This window comes from Pseudoclavibacter sp. RFBB5 (genome assembly GCF_002931555.1).
GTDB lineage: Bacteria > Actinomycetota > Actinomycetes > Actinomycetales > Microbacteriaceae > Pseudoclavibacter.
This window is the reverse complement of the sequence record NZ_PSTZ01000007.1, coordinates 375,713-395,456: the sequence shown is the minus strand read 5'-3', so window position 1 is coordinate 395,456 and position 19,744 is coordinate 375,713. Positions and strand designations below refer to the sequence as shown.

Sequence of the window (19,744 nt, the reverse complement as noted above, 5' to 3'; positions counted from 1 at the left end):
CGGAGAAACACGAAAGGCCCGGGAGAGAACTCCCGGGCCTTTCAACCTGTGCGCGAGGGGGGACTTGAACCCCCACGCCCTAATACGGGCACTAGCACCTCAAGCTAGCGCGTCTGCCATTTCCGCCACCCGCGCAGGTTGTGCTGTTGAGCACGAGGAGAAACATTACCAGGATTCCGACGAAACGCGAATCGAGGCGAGAATGCGTGCATCCCGGGCGCGTCGCGCCGGAATTCCGGGCCTCGCACAGCGGTAGCGTTGGGGGCATGGCTGACTCCCTCGAACTCGACCCCACCGTCACGACGACCCAGGACCTCATCCGTCTCGACACCACCAACTACGGCGAGGGTCGCTCGAAGGGCGAGACCGAGGCGGCCCAGTACCTGGAGGCGCGGCTCACGGCGCTCGGGCTCGACGTGACCACGATCGAGGCAGCCCCGGGACGCCCGAGCATCTTCACGCGGGTCCCCGGCCGCAACGCGGCGAAGCCGGCCCTGGTCGTGCATGGGCACACCGACGTCGTGCCCGCCGAGGCGGGCAACTGGAGCGTCGACCCGTTCGCGGGGGTCATCAAGGACGGTCTCCTGTGGGGGCGCGGGGCCGTCGACATGAAGAACATGGACGCCATGATCCTGACCGCGGTCGAGGAGATCCTCGGCGCGGGGGAGCTCCCCGAGCGCGAGCTCGTGCTCGCGTTCTTCGCCGATGAGGAGAACGGCGGTCAGTTCGGCTCCGAGCCCATCGCGCGAGACCACCCTGAGCTCTTCGCGGGGGCGACACAGGCGATCTCCGAGGTCGGCGGCTACTCGATCACGGTCGGCGGCAAGCGCGCCTACCTGCTGCAGACGGGGGAGAAGGCGCTGCTCTGGCTGCGCCTCCACGCGAAGGGACGGGCCGCACACGGCTCGCGTGTCATCCCCGCCGAGGAGAACGCGGTGACACGCCTCGCCCAGGCCATCGCGAAGCTCGGCTCGCACGAGTGGCCGGTGCTGCTCAACGACACGACCACGTCCATGATCACCGAGCTCGCGCGCCTCCTGGACGTCGACCCGCAGGAGACCACGCCGGGTGCGATCGTCCTGGCGACGGGCAGCGCGTCCGGCTTCCTGACGGCCAGCCTCCGGTCGACGACGAACCCCACGATGCTGAGCGCGGGCTACAAGCACAACGTGATCCCGGAGTCGGCGAGCGTCGCCATCGACGCGCGCCCGTTCCCCGGCGCCGAGGACGAGCTGCTCGCGGAGATCCAGGCGATCGTCGGCGACGACATCGAGATCGAGACCGTGTTCCGCGGCATCGGCACCCAGGCCCCCGTCTCCGGCCCCATCGTCGACGCGGCGACAGCGGCCCTGCAGCGCCACGACCCAGAGGCGGTCGTGGTCCCGTACTTCCTGTCGGGCGGCACCGACAACAAGGCCCTCGCGACGCTCGGCATCGAAGGCTACGGCTTCGCGCCGCTGCGACTGCCGGAGGGCATCGACTTCCCCGCGATGTTCCACGGCGTCGACGAGCGTGTCCCACTCGAATCGCTGGTCTTCGGCCGCAAGGTGCTCGGCGACTTCCTGCGCAGCTACTGACGGCACCGGGGGCCGAGCCGAGGTCGCGACACCCACCACCGCGGCCGGTTCGCGCCCCCGAGGCCGGCCGCGCATCACCGTCGACGCGGGGTGCCCTCCGCGGCCGGCGCCGGTTTCGTGTTAGCGTGCGCCGGGCCCGACGTGACCTCACCGCGGCCCGCAGCTGGAAATCTCTCTCGGAAAAGGCAGTGGCAATGAACTGGTTTGACGCCGTGATCCTCGGTCTCGTGCAGGCGCTCACTGAGTTCCTGCCGATCTCCTCGAGCGCGCACATCCGCATCGTGGGCGAGTGGATCGGGGTCCAGGACCCGGGCGCGACCTTCACCGCCATCATCCAGCTCGGCACCGAGGCAGCCGTGCTCGTCTACTTCTGGGGCGACATCAAGCGCATCATCTCGCGGTGGTTCGCCTCCCTGCGCGGGAGCGTGCCGCGCAACGACCCGGATGCGCGCATGGGGTGGCTCATCATCTTCGGATCGATTCCCATCGTCGTGCTCGGCTTCCTGCTCCAGAGCCTCATCCGCGACCAGTTCCGGTCGCTCTGGATCGTGGCGTTCACGCTCATCATCTTCGGCGTCATCCTCGGCCTCGCCGACATCTTCGGCAAGCGCGCGAAGGCCCTCCAGGACCTCAACACGAGAGACGGCGTCGTCTACGGATTCGCGCAGGCGCTCGCCCTGATCCCCGGCGTCTCGCGCTCGGGCGGCACCATCACTGCGGGGCGCATCATGGGCTACGACCGACCGTCCGCCGCGAGGTACAGCTTCCTGCTGGCCATCCCCGCCGTGTTCGGCTCGGGCTTCTACGAGCTCGTCTCCGCGTTCGGAGAGGCGGAAGGCGCCGAGGCGCCCGTCGTCGGCACGATCATCGCGACTATCATCTCCTTCGTCGTCGGCCTTGTCGTCATCAAGTACCTGATGGCCTACCTCAACAAGGGCAGCTTCCTCCCGTTCGTGGTCTACCGGATCGCGCTCGGCACCCTCATCATCATCCTGCTGTCGTTCGGCCTCATGGATCCGACCGGCGGCGCCGCCTGACGCTGACACGCTGACGCCCTCTCGCGGACCGGGCAAGGCTGGGGCGCGACATAGGATGTTCCGGTGCGAACCGTTCCCTCGTGGCCCATCCCTGCAGTCCCCTCGGTAGCCGGCAGCGGCGGTGGTGCGATCCGGGTCTTCGATTCCGCGAGTGGCCGCGTCCAGGACACGGTCACCCCCAACGGGATCGCAACGCTGTACGTGTGCGGAATCACGCCATACGACGCGACGCACCTGGGGCACGCGGCCACCTACGTCGCCTTCGACACCCTCGGACGAGCCTGGCGCGACGCGGGCCTCGAGGTCCGCTACGCGCAGAACATCACCGACGTGGACGACCCGCTGCTCGAGCGTGCGGCGAAAACGGGACGCGACTGGCAGGAGATCGCCGCGTCGCAGACCGATCTCTTCCGTTCCGACATGGCCGCGCTGCGTGTGCTCCCGCCGGACGCCTACGTGCGAGTGCAGGACAGCATCGGGGAGACGGGCGAGGCAATCGCCGCCCTCATCGGGGCGGGTCTCGCCTACCGAGTCGACGTCGCCTCGGACGCCGAGCCGGCGGCCACCACCCAGCTGGGCGATGTCTACTACGACGTCGCCGCAGCCGAGGCGGCAAGCGACTGGAACATGGGGGACGTCTCCGGGTACACGGCGGCGGAGATGGAAGCCGCCTTCCTCGAGTTCGGGGGAGACCCCGACCGGGCGGGCAAGCGCGGAGCCTTCGACCCGCTCCTGTGGCGCAGCGCGCGGGCGGGCGAACCCGCGTTCGAGAGCGCCGTCGGCCTCGGGCGCCCCGGCTGGCACATCGAATGCTCCGTCATCGCCACGCAGACGCTCGGCGCTCCGATCTCCGTGCAGGGCGGCGGGCGCGATCTCCGCTTCCCACACCACGAGCTGTCCGCGGCGCACGCCATGTCGCTGCTCTCGGTGGACTCGCACGGGACGCCGGCGGACTTCGCGCGCGCCTACACGCACGCCGGTCTCATCGCCTATGACGGCACGAAGATGTCGAAGTCGCTCGGCAACCTCGTGCTCGTCTCACGGCTCACCGCAGCTGGGGTCGCCCCCGGTGCGATCCGGCTCGCGCTGCTCTCACACCACTACCGAAGCGACTGGGAGTGGACCGACGAAGAGCTCGAGGGCTCGAGCGCCCGCCTGCAGGAGTGGCGCGAGCGCGCGGCTCGATCGTCTGACGACACGGTGGCACCCGAGCTCAATACCGTCGTCCAGCGGATGCGCGACGCCATCGCCGACGACCTCGACACCCCTCGCGTCGTCGCGATCGTCGATGAGTGGGCGTCGATGCCCCCCGCCGCGGGAGACGCGGACGTCGTCGCGCTCGTCGACGCCCTGCTCGGGCTGGACCTCACGAGCGACTAGCGGCGGCCTGATGCGCGCGCGGCGGACCGCCGGCGGCGCGCATCCACCGAGGACGGGCGTCCGTGGTCGGCTAGGCCTGACCCTCGTGGTCGTCGTCGGCGTCCTGGTCGTCAGCTCCGCCACCGTCATGCTCGGGTTCTTCGTCCGGCCTCGTCTCGGCGCCTGGCTCGAGGCCCTCGTCGTCGGCCGTGGTCCGTCGTTCGACACCCATGGGGCGCTGCGGGGTCCCCGGGAGATCGGTGGGGAACGCCGCCGGGCCGGGTTGCGGCTTTTTGTCGGCCGCCTGCTCGAGGAAGCGCTCGAACTCCTGCGCGATGGCCTCGCCGGAGGCCTCAGGCGCCTCGACCATGTCGCGGGTGCGCTCGAGATAGCCGACGTACTGAGCGATCTCGTCGTCCTGGGCGGTCGCCTCCGTGACCTCGGACTCCCACTCGGCGGACTCGGTGACGAGGTCGCCGTGGGGGATCGAGACGTCGACGATCTCTGTCAGCCGGTCCACGAGCGCCAGAGTCGCCTTCGGCGAGGGGGAGTGGTGCGCGTAGTGCGGCACAGACGCCCAGAGCGAGAGCACGAGCATGCCCCGTGAGCGAGCCTCCTCGCCGATCGCCGAGAGCACGCCGGTCGGCCCCTCGTACTCGCTGCGGTCGATGTCGAGCTCATCGCGCACGACCGCGTCGTCGCTCGACATGAAGATCGTGATGGGCCGCGTGTGGGGCACGTCTGCCAGCAACGCGCCCACGAGCACGATGCGCGTGATGCCTTCGTGCTCGCACAGATCGACGACGTGCTTCGTGAAGCTGCGCCACCGCAGGGTGGGTTCCGGGCCGATGAGCACGAACACGTTCTCGCCGTTGTCCGAGCTCACCGAGAGACCTGCATCGGCGGCCAGCTCCGTGCTCTCGGCTGCGGGATCGGCTTCGTCGGCCTCCCGCTGAGGAGTGCCGCTGAAGGACACGCTGGGCCATTGGATCTTCCGGACGCCCTCGGTTCCCGCGCGCATGACGGGTCGGTGGATGGAGTAGTCGAAGAACGACTCGTCATCGATGTCCTCGATGAGACGGTCCGCGCCGATGGCCTCCTGCAGTGCGCGGACGGCACTTGATGCCGCATCGCCCGCGTCGTTCCAGCCGAGCAGTGCGACGACAAGCAGTCGGCCCCGCGCGAATGGTGTGGTGGCCTCGCTGTGATCCGTCACCGTGCTCCTCGCCATGCTTGAAGTGTTGTCCCAGGATACGCGCCGGGCGTCGGTGGGCCGCCTGCCGCCCCGTAGACTGTCGCCCCGTGGCTCCTTCGAATCTTCCCGACGCCGTCCTCTGGGATATGGATGGCACCATCGTCGACACCGAGCAGTACTGGCAGACAGCCCAGCTGAACCTGCTCGCCGACCACGGGCTGCCTCCGCTCACCGAGGAGCAGGAACTCAGCATGGTCGGGTCGAGCATGGCGGACGCATCGGAGTTCTTCGCCCGCCTGGGCGTCGACCTCGCGCCCGGCGAGATCGTGGACCACATGAACTCGACCGTCATGGCGAGCATCCTCGCCGAGCTGGCCTGGCGGCCCGGCGCGCTCGACCTGCTCGGCGCTCTGCACGCGGCGGGGGTCCCGAACGCTCTGGTCACCAATTCGACGCGCGTCCTCGCAGACGCCGTCGTCTCGACCCTCGACACCCCTCTGTTCGCGATCGTCATCGCGGGCGACGAAGTCGAGAACGGCAAGCCGCACCCGGAGCCCTACCTGCGCGCCGCAGCGCAGCTCGGGGTCGCGCCCGAGCGCTGCGTCGCCGTCGAGGACTCCCGCCGCGGCCTCGAAGCCGCACGTGCCGCAGGATGCGCGACCATCGGCATCCCGCACGGACAGACACTCGAAGCACACCACGCGCACCTCGTCACGGCGACCCTCGAGGGCATAACGCCAGAGGCGCTCGGCGAGCTCGTCGAGCAGGTCGCTCGCGAGACGACGCAGCGCGAGAACGCACACACGGCAGCAGACGCCGCCCCCGCAGAAAGCGAAGCACAGCTATGACCGAGACCGACATCGGCGGACCCTTCCGCGCGGGCGACCGCGTGCAGCTGACCGGACCCAAGGGGCGTGTCAGCACGCTCTACCTCGAACCGGGCAAGCGGTACTTCATGCACAAGGGCATGATCGACCACGACACCATCATCGGCGTCGACGAGGGCTCCGTGATCTCCGCGACGGACGGCGGCCAGTACCTGGCGCTGCGTCCGCTCCTCGAGGACATCGTCATGTCGATGCCGCGCGGGGCCGCGATCATCTACCCGAAGGATGCGGCCGCCATCCTGGCGAAGGCGGACATCCGGCCGGGGGCGCGCGTCATCGAGGCCGGAGTCGGCTCCGGCGCACTCTCGCTCTGGATCCTCCGCATGCTCGGCGGCACCGGATCGCTCACCTCCTTCGAGCGCCGCGAGGAGTTCGCCCAGGTTGCCGAGGGCAACGTCGTGAGCGTGATGGGGGAGAAGCCGGGCAACTGGAACCTCGTGCTCGGCGACCTCGCCGAGGCGCTTCCGGAACAGCACGCGGACGGGACGGCGGACCGCGCCGTGCTCGACATGCTCGCGCCCTGGGAGTGCCTCGACGTCGTCGCCGACGCGCTCAAGCCGGGTGGGGTGCTGCTCTGCTACGTCGCGACCGTGACGCAGCTGTCGCGCGTCGCCGAGGCGATCCGAGCGACAGGCCTGTTCACCGACCCCAGCGCCGACGAGACGATGGTGCGAGGCTGGCACGTCGAAGGCCTCGCGGTGCGTCCCGACCACCGGATGATCGCGCACACTGGCTTCCTTCTGACGGCCCGCCGCCTCGCCGACGGGGCGGTCCTGCCCAATCTCAAGCGCCGCGCCTCCAAGTCCGACTTCAGCGACGAGGATGTGGAGATCTGGACGCCGGGCTCGCTCGGCGACCGTCAGGTGAGCGACAAGGTGCTCCGCAAGCGTGCTCGGCTGGCCCAGCGCGGCGCAGCGATCACCGCGGAGAAGGGGCGCGATCAGACCCCAGACGTGGTGGAGGCAACGGATGCTCCCGCCATCAGCACGGAGACTGAGGGAGAGAGCGAATGATGCGCACACGTACCCGACTGGCGGGGGCTGCCCTGACGGCCGCCGCTGTCGCCGTCGCACTGACCGGCTGCGTGACGTGGCCTGAGAGCGAGCTCGACGCGGACGCCTGCGAGCTGCCTGGCGTCGATGGCGCCGCGTCGTCGAGCGTGTCGGCGGACGGCGCGTTCGGCGAGCTGAGCGGAGCGGCGCTCACGCATCCGCTCTCCGTGACGTCGCTGGAGACGACCCGCGATGGAACGGGAACCGGCGACCCGGTGACGTCCTCCGGCGTGGTGCGAGCCAACTTCGAGCTGCTCGACGGCGCCGACGGGGAGGTGCTGGTTCCCTACAGCCCCACCGTCGCGAACGAGACCGGCGGCGCAGCCGCCACGAGCGTCGCGACGATCGCGAACACCTTCCCTGGTCTGGCGGAGGCGATCGAGTGCTCGCAGACGGGTGAGCGCGTCGTCGCCGTCATGCCCGCGAGCGTCCTCTTCGGCGAAGCGGCCACGTCTGTCGGCGTCGACCCTGCCATGACCATCGTCGCCATCGCCGACGTGCTCGACGTCTACCCATCGAGCGCCGGCGGGCGGATCGCGGCCCCAGCGGATGGCATCCCTGCCGTCGTCACCGCCCCCAACGGCACCCCTGGCGTCACGATGCCAGCGCAGGACCCGCCAGCCGCCCCCAAGCGGCACGTCCGCATCGAAGGGTACGGCTCCCCGGTCGCCGAGGGACAGCTCGTCACGATGCAGCTGTCGGCGTTCGATTGGACGACCGGCGAGCAGGTCGCATCGACCTGGACTCCCGGCAACAACGTCCTGCAGCTCACGACCGCGGCCACCGATGGCCTCTTCGGGCTGAGCGAGGAGATCGTCGGCACCCCCGTCGGCTCGCAGCTCGTCGTGGTCCTCCCACCCGAGCGGCTCGCCTCCCAGCCTGGCCCGCTGAACGCCTCGGCCACGCAGGGACGCACCCTCGTCTTCGTGATCGACATCCTGGCCGCCGAATAGGCGTCCGCTCCACCCCCAGAAGCTTCTCCCACCCCACGCAAGGCGGATTCATGCAACGACGACTCCCCGCGATCGCCGCGGCCATCCTCCTCTCCCTCGGACTCGCCTCGTGCGCCGGCAGCTCGACGCCCGTAGCGAGCGGCGACGCGCTCAACGGCATCGAGGTCACCGGCGAGTACGGTGCCGCGCCCGCCGTCACCATCGGCGAGGTCTCCGGACTCGGCGACGAGATGGAGCGCCGCATCGAGGTGGAGGGCGACGGCGAGGAGATGACGCTCGATTCGACGGTCACCGCCAACCTCACGGTCTACGACGTCGGCACGCAGGCCGAGCAGAGCCCCTATGGGCCTCTCGGCCAGGTGCTCGACCTCAGCGATGAGGGCATCCCGGGGTATCTCAGCGGCCTGTTCGACGGCGTGGCCTCTGGCTCGCGCGTCGTCGCGCTCATCCCGTCGGCGCTGCTCCTTGAGGGGACTGCGAACGCGGGCGCGACCGACACGCCCCCGGCGCTTGTCGTCGCCGACGTGATCGAGATCCCGGAGACACGGGCGACCGGTTCCGAGCAGACGCCCACGCAGGAGCTCGTCACCGTGACCGACGCCGCCGAGGGGGCCCCGCAGATCACGATCGCGGAAGGCGCCGCGGCACCCGACGAGCTCGTCCTCGACACGCGCAAGCTGGGAACCGGTGCTGTCGTCGCCGACGGCAGCACCGTCGTCGTGCAGTACACGGGGGTCCTCTTCGCGAACGGCGAGAAGTTCGACAGCTCCTGGGACCGCGGGGAGCCAGCCCAGTTCTCGACCACGGGGGTCGTCGACGGCTTCGCGCAGGCGCTCGTGGGCCAGACGGTCGGATCCCAGGTCATCGCGGTGATCCCACCCGCGCTCGGGTACGGCGACCAGGCGAGCGATACGATTCCTGCCGGCTCGACGCTTGTCTTCGTCGTCGACATCCTCGGCACGATCTAAAGTCGAGGCGTGACGCACGAGCGAACAGACCGAGCGAAGGCCCCCGCGGCTGCGGAGCGCCAGTTCTCGCTCATCCTCGCGCTCCTGACCACGGAGCGCGGACTGACGAAGAGCGACGTCTTCCAGACCGTCCACGGCTACGCGGACGACAGCCGCGACAGCACTTCACCCGCGGCTGCGGCGGCACGCGAGAAGCGATTCGAGCGCGACAAGGCCGAGTTGCGTGACCTGGGAGTCCCTGTGGAAGTCATCGACGACCCGTCGGCGCCCGGCAACAACCAGCTGGTCCGCTACCGCGTGCCCCGAGGCGGCTTCGCCATGCCTGCCGGCCTCGAATTCGACGCAGACGAGACCTCCCTGCTCAGCCTGGCGGCGCAGGTGTGGCGCGAGGGGTCGGTCTCGCAGGAGTCGAGGCGGGGCCTCATGAAGCTGAAGGCGCTTGGCGCCCAGACGCACGAGGACCTCATCGGAGTGGCACCTCGCCTGCGTGCCCGGGACGCGGCCTTCGAACCCCTCTCCACGGCCATCGAGCAGGGGCAGACCGTTTCCTTCTCCTACTCGAAGCCCGGGGACGACGGGTCCAGCATCCGCCGCGTCGAACCGCTCGCGCTTGTCTTCGCCGACGGCAACTGGCTCCTCGTCTCCTATGACCTGGACCGCTCATCCGAGCGCATGTTCCTGCTGTCCCGCATCGTGTCCGCACCGCGGCCGGTCGGGAACGCCGACGCGTCGCGGTACCCGGGGGTGAGCGCGGAGCAGCACGCGGCGAGAGCGCTCGAGGACCTTGCCGAGCTCGCTGGCAGACAGCGGGCCAGGCTCGAGGTGCGCGCTGGTTCCGACGCCGAGGTCCGCCTGCGCGGTGACGCGCGAGCGACGTCAGGGCCCTGGCTCGAGGTCGAGCTCGGCTACACCGACCTGAGCCTGCTCGCAGACCGACTTGCGTCCTTCGGTCCAGAAGTCAGAGTCGTCTCGCCACCCGAGCTCAGACGCCTCGTCGCCTCGAGGCTGGCCTCGGTCGTGTCGGCTCACGCCGGAGCGTCCTCGTGAGCACCTTCGTCTCGGCCGACCGCCTCGCGCTCCTCGTCTCCTTGGTCCCGTACCTCCGCCAACAGGACGAAGCGGTGCCCGTCGAGACGGCCGCAGCCCACTTCGGCGTGAAGCCGAAGCAGGTGAGGGACGCAGTGAGGCTCATCGCCGTCTCCGGGACCCCGGGAGACGCGGGCGTCTACAGCCACCTCGACCTGTTCGACATCAACTGGGATGCGTTCGAGCTGCAGGACCTCATCGAGGTGACCCACTTCGTCGCGCTCGAGGAGGCGCCTCGCATGTCGAACCGCGAAGCCGCGGCGGTCATCGCGGGACTCGGCTACCTCAGAAGCCTGCCTCGCCTCGTCGATGAGTCCCGTATCGACGAGCTGCTCGGCAAGCTCGGCCCCAGCGGGGCGGCGCCCCACTTCGCCTTCGGGACGACGGGGGAGCATCCGGCAGCCAGGGACGCCGTGGCCGCCGCCATCGCGACGAACAGACGGCTCCGCTTCCGGTACCGCAGGGAAGATGGGGTCGAGAGCGTGCGTCACGTGGACGCGTTCACGCTCGAGACGCTCGGCGGCGACCTGTTCCTGCACGGCTGGTGCCTGGAGCGAGACGCAGAGCGGGTCTTCCGGCTCGACCGCATGCGGGATGCCGTGGTCACCGACGTGCGGGCCCCCGCGCGTGCGGAGGCCAAGCGGGGGCGACCGATCTTCGCACCGAGCGACGACCACGTGCTCGTGACGCTCGAGGTCGGCACCGCCGTCCTGCCCCTCATCCGCGACTACCTCCCGCCGGGCGCCCCGGTTCCGCAGACGGATGCGCGAGGTCGGGCCGTCGTCGACGTGCGCATCGCCTCCATGCAGCACCTGGCACGCCTCGTCGCCGGGAACGCTGGCCAGATGCGCGTGCTCTCACCAGACTCCGCGCGAGCCGCCGTCCTGCAATGGGCCGCCGACGCGCTCCGCGCTCAGCAGGAAGATTGAATCTGAAAGCGAGTCCGGGCCGGTGGCCTGGCGATTCACCTCAGAGCAGGTATCGTTGGAGTCACTATGCCGTGGTGGAGTTGGGTTCTCATCTGGGTGGGCCTCGTGCTCGTCCTGCTCGCAGTGCTCGGCGCGCTCGGCTACTGGCTCTTCAGGAAGGTCGTCCTCCTGCAGGGCGAACTGGCGAAGTTCGAGGTACTCCTCGAGGCGTTCGAGCAGCGTGCGCAGACTCTCGTCTCGTTCACGCCGGCCCGGAGCAATGCGATCGTCCGCGGGCTCCGCGAGGTCCAAGTCGAGCGAGGCGAGCTGAACGACGTGCGCGACGAAACCAAGGAGCAGCGACGCGAGCAGCGCCTGGAGCGCGCCCGTGACCTGACGACCGCAGACCCGTTTCAATACGAACACCTTGTGAAAGGCAACTGACACCATGCCGAATCTGACTGGCCCACACCTCATCATCATCCTGGTGATCATCCTGCTGCTCTTCGGTGCTCCGAAGCTTCCCGGCCTCGCGAAGAGCATCGGACAGTCGATGCGCATCTTCCGCGGCGAGGTCAAGAACATGAAGAAGGACGACGAGGTCGACGTCCCGCCGGCCACCGACGTCTACTCGCAGCCGGCCGCTTCGACCACGCCGGCAGCTCCGCAGGCACCGGCGGCACCCCAGGCCCCGGTGACGCCTCCAGTGCAGAACTCGGCACCGGCCGCACCGGCGCCCGAGGCACCCGCCGCGCCCAGCACGGACGCCAGGGGCAACACGGGCACCTCCAACTGACGTGACCGTTCAACCCGAGGGGGCTCCGCTGGCGGTCGAGCCGACGAAGTCGAAAGCGAAGAAGAGCCGGAAGCGCGACCCTGACGGGCGCATGCGCCTCGCGGAGCACCTCATCGAGTTCCGCAACCGCCTCATCATCTCGGCGATCGGCATCGTCATCGGAATGGTGGGCGGCTTCCTGCTCACCGACTGGGTGTTCAACGTGATGGCCGACCCCATCCGTGAGATCGCCGAGGCCCGAAACCGCAACGCGGACCTCAACTTCGAGGGCATCACCAGCGCGTTCGATCTCCGCCTGCAGATCTCGCTCACGCTCGGCATCATCATCTCGGCCCCGGTCTGGCTCTACCAGATCTGGATGTTCATCGTCCCAGGGCTGAAGAAGAACGAGCGCTGGTACGCGCTCGGCTTCGTGGGAACCGCGATCCCGCTGTTCCTCGCCGGGGTCTGGGTGGCCTGGATGCTGATGCCCCGCATCGTCGAGGTGATGCTGAGCTTCGCGCCCGCGGAGAGCGCCAACTTCATCAACGCGGCCAACTACTACAAGCTGATCATGACGCTCTGCCTGGCCGTCGGCATCGCCTTCATCCTCCCCGTGATCCTCGTCATGCTGAACTTCGCTGGCATCATCACCGGAGAGGCCATCCTGAAGGGGTGGAGGGTCGCCGTGCTCCTCGTCGCCCTGTTCGCCGGCATGGCGACGCCCTCGGCGGACGTGCTGTCCATGTTCTTCCTCATGGCGCCCATGCTCGCGCTGTACTTCCTCGCCGTCGGCATCGCGATCATCAACGACAAGCGACGAGCCAGGAAGCACAAGAAGTTCGAGGCCGACCTCGCGGCAGCCGAAGCGTCCGCTACATGACCCCGAGCCCGTCCGAGCGCTTCGCCGCGAGCAGGGCGCGCGCCAAGCTGCAGCAGTTCGAGCTGTTCAGGCGCGAGCTGAGCTTCGACCTCGACGAGTTCCAGATCGCATCCTGCGCGAGCGTCGAGGCCGGCAGGAGCGTCCTCGTGGCGGCACCGACAGGGGCAGGCAAGACGGTCGTGGCCGAGTTCGGCGTGTTCCTCGCGATGCGACAGCCGAACGCCAAGATCTTCTACACGGCCCCCATCAAGGCGCTGAGCAATCAGAAGTTCAGTGAGTTCGTCCGTCGCTACGGCGAGAGCGAAGTCGGACTGCTGACGGGCGACGTCAACATCAACCCGCGGGCCCGCATCGTCGTCATGACGACCGAGGTGCTCCGCAACATGCTCTACGCGGGCAGCGACCTGCTCGACGACCTCGCCTACGTCATCATGGATGAGGTCCACTACCTCGCCGATCGCTTCCGCGGGGCCGTCTGGGAAGAGGTCATCATCCACCTCCCCAGCGAGGTGCGTCTCATCTCGCTGTCGGCGACGGTCTCGAACGCGGAGGAGTTCGGCGACTGGCTGCAGACCGTCCGCGGTGACACCGACGTCATCGTCTCCGAGGAGCGGCCGACCCCGCTGTTCCAGCACGTGCTCGTCGGCCATCGCCTCTACGACCTCTTCGAGACTCGAGACGGCGACATCGCCGACCGAGTGAACCCCGACCTGGTGAGGGCAACCCAGGGCGGCGGTGGTCGACGCGAGGACGGCCGCGACCGCGACCGAGTCGGCAGACGCGGGCGAGGGAGCAGCTGGAAGGAGCAGCGCTTCCAGGCGCCGCGCGCCGACCGTGCCGGCCTGACGAAGATGCTCGACGACGCGGACATGCTGCCCGCGATCAACTTCATCTTCAGCCGCAAGGGCTGCGACCAGGCCGTGTCGCAGGTGCTTCGCGCTGGCGTCTCGCTGACGACCAGGGAAGAGCGCGACGAGATCAGGTGGATCGTCGAGGACCGCTGCCGCAACCTGCTCGACGAGGACCTCGGAGTGCTCGGCTACTACGAGTGGACGGAAGGTCTCGAGCGGGGCATCGCCGCACACCACGCCGGTCTCCTGCCCGCCTTCAAGGAAGTCGTCGAAGAGCTCTTCCAGAGGAAGCTCGTGAAGCTCGTCTTCGCCACCGAGACGCTCGCCCTCGGCATCAACATGCCTGCTCGGACGGTTGTCCTCGAGACGCTCGAGAAGTTCAACGGCGAGTCACGCGTGCCGATCACCCCGGGGGAGTACACGCAGCTCACCGGCCGGGCAGGGCGTCGCGGCATCGATGTCGAAGGTCACGCCGTGGTGCAGTGGGTCGGGGGCATGCACCCGCAGGCCATCGCCTCGCTGGCTTCCCGTCGTTCGTACCCGATGAACTCGAGCTTCAAGCCCACCTACAACATGGCGGTCAACCTCATCGACCGCTTCGGTCGCGCTCGTACCCGCTCGGTGCTCGAGTCGTCGTTCGCCCAGTTCCAGGCGGACCGCGCCGTCGTCGACCTGGCCAAGCGCGTCCGGCAGCAGGAGGAGGCCCTCGCCGGCTACGAGGACGGCATGAAGTGCCACCTCGGCGACTTCTTCGAGTACTCGCGCATCCGACGTGAGCTGAACGATCTCGAGCGCAAGCGCATCCCGCACGACGAGGCGCACCAGCATGCGGCTCGCGAGCGGCGCCAGACGAAGCTCACCCAGCTGCAGACCGCCCTCAAGCGCCACCCGTGCCATGTCTGCCCCGACCGGGAGCAGCACGCGCGCTGGGGCGAGCGGTACTGGAAGCTGAAGCACGAGAACGACAAGTTCACCCGGCAGATCGAGTCGCGCACCGGTGCCGTCGCGCAGGTCTTCGACCGGATCACAGAGCTGCTGCTCGAGCTCGGCTACCTGGCCCCCGCCGAGAGCGGAGACAGGGACCTCGCGGTCACGGCGCACGGGCGTACGCTCGCGCGCATCTACGGCGAGCGCGACCTGCTCATCGCCGAGTGCCTGCGTCGGCAGGTCTGGAACGAGCTGAACCCGCAGCAGCTCGCCGCGATGGCCGCCGTGCTCGTCTACGAGCCGCGGCGAGAAGAGGAGAGCCTCGAGGAGTACCAGCTGCCGCGCGGCGCGTTCCGCGGGGCGATGCAGACGACCGAGAAGCACTGGCAGGCGTTGGATGAGCTGGCCGAGCGCTTCCGCGTGCCACGTTCGTCGAGGCTCGCGACGAACCTCGCGCCGGCCATCTTCCACTGGGCGCACGGCGCGGAGCTCGAGCGTGTGCTCGACGAGTCGAATCTCGCTGCCGGCGACTTCGTGCGCTGGTGCAAGCAGGTGCTCGACGTGCTCGACCAGATCGAGAAGGTCGCGGAGGGCAAGTTCGCGACCACCGCGCGCCAGGCCGCGAACAGCGTGCGCCGCGGGATCGTCGCGTACTCGGGGGTTGGGTGAGGTCGTTCTGGCTCTCGCTGCTCGCCGCCGTCGCCGGTGGACTGCTGCTGAGGGCCGCGTTCCCAGGACCGGCGCTGTGGCCCCTCGCCTTCGTCGGCACAGGCCTCGTGCTCTGCTCGCTCATGCACCGCTCCGCAGGCGGGGCGCTCCTCGTGGGCCTCGCATCTGGGCTCTCGTACTACTTCCCGCTCATCGCCTGGGCGTCGCTGTTCCTGGGCCCGGTGCCGTGGAGCGCCCTCAGCATCCTCTCGTCGCTGTTCTGGGCCGGGGGAGCGGTGCTCATCGCGCTCGCCTACCGGCGCGTCACGGCGCGATGGGAGACCGGCCCCAAGCGCCTGCTCCTCGTCCCAGCGGCCGTGGCGGGCCTGTGGACGCTGCGGGAGGGGATCTACTCTGCATGGCCGTACGGCGGCTTCGCGTGGGGTCGTGTCGCCCAGTCACAGTCGGCGAGCCCGTTCGCGGAGCTCGTCTCCTGGCTGGGTCTCTCCGGCATGGGCTTCGTCATGGTCTTCCTCGTCGCGCTGGTCCTCGAGCTCGGCCGCTCGCGCGCCCGCCCGCTCACCTGGGCGACCGCGGCCGCCGCCATCCTGGTCGTCACCGCCGTTCCCCTCTTTCCCACGAACACGATCGGCTCCGCCCGGATCGCGGCAGTGCAGGGTGACACCCCCGAGGCTGCTTACTTCGTCGAGGGTGACCCTGGCGATGTCTTCCTCGGCCACGTCAACGCGACGCGCACCATCCCAGACGACGCCGACGTCGACGTGATCCTGTGGCCAGAAGGCTCCATCGACCTCAACCCGGACGCTTCGCCCGGCGTGCGCCGCACGCTCGATCAGCTGAGCGACAGCTACGGCGCGCCCATCGTGGCCAACACGGTCACGGTGGAGCCGGGGGAGACCCAGGCCGATGACCGCTTCTTCAACTCGCAGTTCGTGTGGGATGCGGAGAACGGATGGGGCGAGCAGTACGACAAGAAGCACCCCATCCCATTCGGCGAGTACGTCCCGGACCGGGATTTCTGGTACTCGCTCGCTCCCGACCTCATCGGCATGATCGGCCGCGGATACTCGCCGGGGGAGCGCGACAGCATCCTCGAGATCGGCGACATCAAGGCCGGCACCTACATCTGCTACGACATCGTCGACGACGTGCTGATCAGGGACGCCGTCCTGGGAGGCGCGACGGTGCTCTTCGCGCCGAGCAACAATGCCGACTTCGGGAAGACCGACGAGCCGGCTCAGCAGCTCGCGTTCGCCCGTCTCAGGTCGATGGAGACGGGACGCTCGCTGGTGCAGGCGTCGACGGTGGGGATGAGCGCCATCTACTCACCGGAGGGGCGCACGCTCGCGGAGCTGCCCTGGTACGAGCCCGGCGTGATGATCGTCGACGTCCCGCTCGCCGATGGCATGACGCCCGCTGTCCTCCTCGGGCGCGGCATCGAGATCACGCTCGGGATGCTCGGGCTCGGCCTCCTCATCGGCGCCGGCAGCTCGAAGACCCAGCGGATGCGCGACTCGGCGACACGCATCCGGCTCCGGTAGCGGGCGCCCAGCCTCTGCGCCCAGACAGCACCACGGTCCAGCAACACGAAAGGGACGAAGCCACAGGCTTCGTCCCTTTCGACATTCATCGTCGCTCGCTGAGCGACCTCCGGGGGTCAGACGTCTTTCGCGCCCTTGGTTCCGCGCCGTGAGCGCAGGAACGCGAGTCGCTCCTGGAGGACCTCTTCGAGCTCCTCCCGAGTGCGACGCTCGAGCAGCATGTCCCAGTGAGTGCGCTGGTGCTTCTGCTCCGGCGCCTCGTAGGCGACCTGTTCGCCACCTTCATCCAGCAGACGACCCTCGTTGCCGCTCTTCGGCGACGCCCAGACCTCGGGCACCTCCGCTTCGGCGGCAAAGGTGACGGCGAAGCGCTCACCCAGTGTCGTCTCGTACGTTCGCACCTGGCGGTCGACAAGGACAACGCCCTCGTCACTCTGCAGGCTCTGTGCGCCGAGCCGCATTCCGCGCAGACTTCGATCAGCCATGCTGACCTCCTCTCCTCGTCAGTGCGGTTCTACTACTACCGGTCAAACGTGCGATTGTGCCGAGGTATTCCCGCGCGTTCCAGCTTTTCCTCGAAAACTCATAGATTTAGGCGGCGTCGCACAACCTCGGCGGCCAGGTCAGCGCGGTCCGTGACAAGGCCATCCACGCCGCGCTCGAGGAGGTCGCGCATCCTGGCCGGGTCGTTGATCGTCCAGACGTGCACCTCGGGCACGTGCCGGTGGAACCCACGCAGCCTGGCGGGGGAGAGCAGATCGAGACCTGCGGCACGCTCCGGGATCTGCACCGCGGAAGCGCCCCGGAGTGCCCGGTGGAGCAGTCGGCCAGAACGCACGGACATGGCGATGAGCGCCGCCGCGATGCCCGGGCTCGCCACGCCACGAGCCGCTTCGGGCAGCAGGGCGGCCGTGCGCCGCAGCCGAAGGGCGGAGAAGGAGGTGATGAGCACTCTGGACGACGCGTCTGCTCGCCGGACAGCCTCGGCCACGGCCTCCACCGCGTCCGCCGACTTGACGTCGACGTTGAATCGCGCGGCGGGGAACTCCTCGAGGGCCTCCTCGAGCAACAGCAGCCTGGCACCTGGCGTCGGCCCCGCCGACGTGAGCCCGGCCAGCACGGATGCGGGGGAGCCAGCGACCGGCCGGTCGCTGCCGTCGTAGCCCTCGAGCGTCTCGTCGTGCCACAGCACGGCACGGCCGTCTGCGGATGCCCGTGCGTCCGTCTCGATGTGGGTCGCCCCGACGTCGAGCGCGGCGCGGAACGCCTCCATCGTGTTCTCCGTCGCCAGCAGGGCGAGGCCTCGGTGGGCGAGGATGCGCGGTCCAGCGCCGTCCAGGTACGGGTGCTGCATGCGTCCAACGCTAGTGCGCGGGGGCGACGCCGCGCCCAATAGACTCGGAGGCATGGCTGAACAGATTCTCAACCCGCTGGCCGCCGGTTCCCTCGAGGGCAAGCGCGCGCTTGTCACGGGGTCCTCGCGCGGTATCGGCGCGGACACCGTCAAGTTCCTCGCGCAGGCTGGCGCCAAGGTCGTCGTGAACTACCGCAACAAGGAGGCCCGCGCCGTCAAGCTGGTCGACGCGATCACCGCCGACGGCGGCACGGCGATCGCCGTGGGTGCCGACCTCACCGACGAGGCGAGCCGCCGGGGGCTCTTCTCGAGCATCGAGAGCGCGTACGACGGGCTCGATGTGCTCGTCCTCAACGCGTCCGGCGGCATGGAGTCGGGCCTCGGCGAGGACTACGCCCTGAAGCTCAACCGCGACGCGCAGGTCGAGACCCTCAAGGGCGCCCTCGAACTCATGGGGGACGGCGGGCGTGTCGTGTTCGTCACGAGCCACCAGGCGCACTTCATCCGGACGACGCCCACGATGCCGGAGTACGAGGCCGTCGCGAGCTCAAAGCGGGCGGGAGAGGACGCCCTGCTGGCGCTCGTGCCCGAGCTCACGGAGCGCGGCATCGAGTTCGTCGTCGTGTCCGGCGACATGATCGAGGGGACGATCACGGCGACGCTGCTCGACCGCCTCAACCCGGGTGCGATCGCCGCGCGCCGCGAGGAGGCGGGCAAGCTCTACAACGTGCAGGAGTTCGCGGCCGAGGTCACGAAAGCGGTCGTCGAGCCGGTTCCGGCCGACAACCTGCGGCTCATCGGCGACACGTCAGGGTTCGTCACGGAGTAGCGGCTCTGCCGTCGTCCTGCACGACTGGCGGACCCAAGGCGGAGATGCCCGGACCACACGGTCCGGGCATCCTGCTGTCGAGCACTGCTCCTGCACCGTCACGGACGGAGGGACGGGGGAGAGCAGGCCAGGGGAGCTCAGGAGTGCTTGAGCGAGTTCGTCGCGAGCTTCCGGCCTGGACCATCTTCGAAGAGCTCCTGGAGTTGCAGCAGATGCTCGCGCCAACCGTCGCGGTACTTCGCGACGTGGATCTCGGCGTAGTCGCCCCGGGGGAATCCCTGCTCGAGGACACGCACCTTGCTCTTCTTGTCTTTCTGCTGCACGACGACGAGTACGACGTCCGTCTCGAAGTCGCCTGATTTCGTCTTCCAGGTGAAGTGCAGTTCCTCAGGAGCATCGATCTTGGTGATGGTTCCCGAGGTGATACGGGGTTTCTTCTTGCCTGGGCGCAGGGAGCGTGCCGTGATCTTCGCGCCGCGCTTGATCTTGAATTCGGAGTCGGGCCACCACAGCTCGCGGAGGTCCTCGTCGACGAGTGCCTGCCAGATGAGCTCTGCGGGTGCCTTGATCCGCACGCTGATGTCGATGCTGGGGGTGAACACCGCGCGTGGGGCCTCGGTCGCTACTTGCGGCTTTGGCCCACGAGCTGCCACGGGATGAACAGCGCCAGTGAGTTCAGGAGGATGCCGGCCAAGAACACCAGGAGACGAAGCGTGTCGCCGTCGACCTGGAAGGCCAGTCCGTAGCACCAGATGCCGGCGCCGAAGATGATGATGCAACCGATGGCAATCAGAACGCTCACGAGTGTCGGCTCCCAGAATCTCTCAGTGACACAAACAACGACGAGGTGGCGCGAGCCACGAAGTCAGCCACGGCAAAATCATCACCGCGTC

General features: G+C 68.8%; 20 protein-coding genes and 1 tRNA gene. 15 read left to right on the top strand and 6 right to left on the bottom strand.

The window, feature by feature from the left end; translation table 11 throughout:
- Positions 1-49 precede the first annotated feature (49 nt).
- Positions 50-135, bottom strand: a tRNA-Leu gene (locus tag C5B97_RS09775).
- 131 nt (positions 136-266) lie between these two features.
- On the opposite strand from C5B97_RS09775, the gene C5B97_RS09770 reads away from it, so the two are divergent.
- The 3 genes from C5B97_RS09770 (at position 267) to mshC (ending at position 3,994) form a co-directional block, all read left to right on the top strand.
- Positions 267-1,577 (top strand): M20/M25/M40 family metallo-hydrolase, encoded by a 1,311-nt coding sequence (locus tag C5B97_RS09770; protein WP_104311889.1) that lies wholly within the window; start codon positions 267-269, stop codon positions 1,575-1,577.
- Positions 1,578-1,771: 194 nt separating this feature from the next.
- Complete coding sequence (locus C5B97_RS09765) at positions 1,772-2,614, top strand: undecaprenyl-diphosphate phosphatase (protein ID WP_104311888.1); 843 nt, start codon at positions 1,772-1,774, stop codon at positions 2,612-2,614.
- 63 nt (positions 2,615-2,677) lie between these two features.
- Complete coding sequence (mshC, locus tag C5B97_RS09760; protein ID WP_104311887.1) at positions 2,678-3,994, top strand: cysteine--1-D-myo-inosityl 2-amino-2-deoxy-alpha-D-glucopyranoside ligase; 1,317 nt, start codon at positions 2,678-2,680, stop codon at positions 3,992-3,994.
- Between the two features lie 70 nt (positions 3,995-4,064).
- On the opposite strand, the gene C5B97_RS09755 is transcribed toward mshC, so the two are convergent.
- A complete protein-coding gene (locus C5B97_RS09755) occupies positions 4,065-5,204 on the bottom strand; it encodes a proteasome assembly chaperone family protein (RefSeq protein ID WP_104311886.1) in 1,140 nt (379 codons plus the stop codon).
- A 71-nt stretch (positions 5,205-5,275) separates the two neighbouring features.
- Here C5B97_RS09755 and C5B97_RS09750 point away from each other — a divergent pair, with 71 nt between their 5' ends.
- The 11 genes from C5B97_RS09750 to lnt all read left to right on the top strand — a co-directional run bounded on the left by C5B97_RS09750 (position 5,276) and on the right by lnt (position 16,668).
- Positions 5,276-6,016 (top strand): HAD family phosphatase, encoded by a 741-nt coding sequence (locus tag C5B97_RS09750; RefSeq protein ID WP_181026968.1) that lies wholly within the window; start codon positions 5,276-5,278, stop codon positions 6,014-6,016.
- Positions 6,013-7,068 carry a tRNA (adenine-N1)-methyltransferase gene (locus C5B97_RS09745; RefSeq protein ID WP_104311885.1) on the top strand — a complete coding sequence of 352 codons (1,056 nt, stop codon included), beginning with the start codon at positions 6,013-6,015 and terminating at the stop codon, positions 7,066-7,068. The genes C5B97_RS09750 and C5B97_RS09745 overlap by 4 nt, the downstream gene beginning before the upstream one ends.
- Complete coding sequence (locus C5B97_RS09740; protein WP_104311884.1) at positions 7,065-8,060, top strand: hypothetical protein; 996 nt, start codon at positions 7,065-7,067, stop codon at positions 8,058-8,060. The genes C5B97_RS09745 and C5B97_RS09740 overlap by 4 nt, the downstream gene beginning before the upstream one ends.
- A 50-nt stretch (positions 8,061-8,110) precedes the next feature.
- Positions 8,111-9,028, top strand: a complete 918-nt coding sequence (locus C5B97_RS09735) for an FKBP-type peptidyl-prolyl cis-trans isomerase (protein WP_104311883.1) — start codon at positions 8,111-8,113, stop codon at positions 9,026-9,028.
- Positions 9,029-9,037: 9 nt separating this feature from the next.
- A complete protein-coding gene (locus C5B97_RS09730) occupies positions 9,038-10,075 on the top strand; it encodes a YafY family protein (RefSeq protein WP_104311882.1) in 1,038 nt (345 codons plus the stop codon).
- A complete protein-coding gene (locus C5B97_RS09725) occupies positions 10,072-11,043 on the top strand; it encodes a YafY family protein (RefSeq protein WP_104311881.1) in 972 nt (323 codons plus the stop codon). The genes C5B97_RS09730 and C5B97_RS09725 overlap by 4 nt, the downstream gene beginning before the upstream one ends.
- 66 nt (positions 11,044-11,109) lie before the next feature.
- Complete coding sequence (locus C5B97_RS09720) at positions 11,110-11,466, top strand: hypothetical protein (protein WP_104311880.1); 357 nt, start codon at positions 11,110-11,112, stop codon at positions 11,464-11,466.
- Between the two features lie 4 nt (positions 11,467-11,470).
- Positions 11,471-11,818 (top strand): Sec-independent protein translocase subunit TatA, encoded by a 348-nt coding sequence (gene tatA / locus C5B97_RS09715; protein ID WP_104311879.1) that lies wholly within the window; start codon positions 11,471-11,473, stop codon positions 11,816-11,818.
- Between the two features lies 1 nt (position 11,819).
- Positions 11,820-12,680 (top strand): twin-arginine translocase subunit TatC, encoded by an 861-nt coding sequence (tatC, locus tag C5B97_RS09710; protein WP_258068107.1) that lies wholly within the window; start codon positions 11,820-11,822, stop codon positions 12,678-12,680.
- Positions 12,677-15,127: an RNA helicase gene (locus C5B97_RS09705; protein ID WP_104311878.1), complete on the top strand. Its 2,451-nt coding sequence runs from the start codon at positions 12,677-12,679 to the stop codon at positions 15,125-15,127. The genes tatC and C5B97_RS09705 overlap by 4 nt, the downstream gene beginning before the upstream one ends.
- A complete protein-coding gene (gene lnt / locus C5B97_RS09700) occupies positions 15,124-16,668 on the top strand; it encodes an apolipoprotein N-acyltransferase (RefSeq protein WP_104311877.1) in 1,545 nt (514 codons plus the stop codon). Before C5B97_RS09705 ends, lnt begins: the two co-directional genes overlap by 4 nt.
- A gap of 116 nt (positions 16,669-16,784) precedes the next feature.
- Here lnt and C5B97_RS09695 read toward each other — a convergent pair whose 3' ends face one another.
- Together C5B97_RS09695 and C5B97_RS09690 are read right to left on the bottom strand one after the other, a co-directional pair.
- Positions 16,785-17,153, bottom strand: a complete 369-nt coding sequence (locus C5B97_RS09695) for an RNA polymerase-binding protein RbpA (RefSeq protein WP_104252867.1) — start codon at positions 17,151-17,153, stop codon at positions 16,785-16,787.
- 98 nt (positions 17,154-17,251) lie between these two features.
- Positions 17,252-18,022: a glycerophosphodiester phosphodiesterase family protein gene (locus C5B97_RS09690; protein ID WP_104311876.1), complete on the bottom strand. Its 771-nt coding sequence runs from the start codon at positions 18,020-18,022 to the stop codon at positions 17,252-17,254.
- Between the two features lie 52 nt (positions 18,023-18,074).
- Between C5B97_RS09690 and C5B97_RS09685 the strand changes: the two genes are divergently transcribed.
- Positions 18,075-18,851 (top strand): SDR family oxidoreductase, encoded by a 777-nt coding sequence (locus C5B97_RS09685; RefSeq protein WP_258068104.1) that lies wholly within the window; start codon positions 18,075-18,077, stop codon positions 18,849-18,851.
- Positions 18,852-18,988: 137 nt separating this feature from the next.
- Here the strand turns inward: C5B97_RS09685 and C5B97_RS09680 are convergent, their stop codons facing one another.
- Both C5B97_RS09680 and C5B97_RS17945 read right to left on the bottom strand, forming a co-directional pair.
- Complete coding sequence (locus tag C5B97_RS09680; RefSeq protein ID WP_179556792.1) at positions 18,989-19,453, bottom strand: SRPBCC domain-containing protein; 465 nt, start codon at positions 19,451-19,453, stop codon at positions 18,989-18,991.
- Positions 19,454-19,473: 20 nt separating this feature from the next.
- Positions 19,474-19,653, bottom strand: coding sequence for a hypothetical protein (locus tag C5B97_RS17945; protein ID WP_068479684.1), 180 nt, complete (start codon positions 19,651-19,653; stop codon positions 19,474-19,476).
- Positions 19,654-19,744: the final 91 nt, after the last annotated feature.